Annotated in this window: 1 pseudogene; it reads right to left on the reverse strand. The window is 43.3% G+C overall.

What is annotated here, in order from left to right:
• A pseudogene (locus ACFILW_RS10495) lies at positions 1-699 on the reverse strand (hypothetical protein); the annotation flags it as partial.

Raw genomic sequence — 699 nt, forward strand, 5'->3', positions numbered from 1 at the left:
TACACCTGTAATCTGCCGCGTCATGCCCGTACTTTTATTACCAACACTAACGGCACCCTGCGTACTTTTCCATTGCGTCTCAGTGTTGTGTGCAGGACCCTGCAACAAAGAAGTGTACCCTGAAACACCTGCAGCCCTATCAGCTATAGCATCACTTCCTATAGCAACACCGGCCCACTTTTCCGCTCTTGCCCTATCACCAATAACGGTGGTAGCAGGAGCGGAGGTTTGCGAACTGTTGCCGATATTAATAACAGCTTCATAATTGTCGCGTCCTGACTGTACCTGTATGTTGTTACCAATAGCAATAATCCCCACGCCATGCGCATTCGGACTGTTTCCTATTTTTATATCATTATTAGTTGCATATGTACTCACTCTCCTTGCTAAACTATTAACGCCAGACAGCAAAATATCATCACTATTATCTCCCTCAACAGGCAGCATCCCCCCTTTTTTAACAAATGTTTTTGGCAATTTTCGCACAGCAATATTATCCGCACTCATGCTTTTATCGTTAACCGCTATTCTTGTAAGCTGTAGCGCTTTCTTATCATCAACATTTCCAACTCGCGCAGAACGGCTACCTTCTGTCAAAACATTTACGATAGGACTCTTATCACTCTTACCAGAAAGGGTTTTGGTTAAAAAATTTGCGTAATCATCAGAATCATTCAAACCAGCAACAGAGAGAAGGCT

This window comes from Bartonella sp. TT110JLCBS (genome assembly GCF_042193405.1).
Lineage (GTDB): Bacteria > Pseudomonadota > Alphaproteobacteria > Rhizobiales > Rhizobiaceae > Bartonella.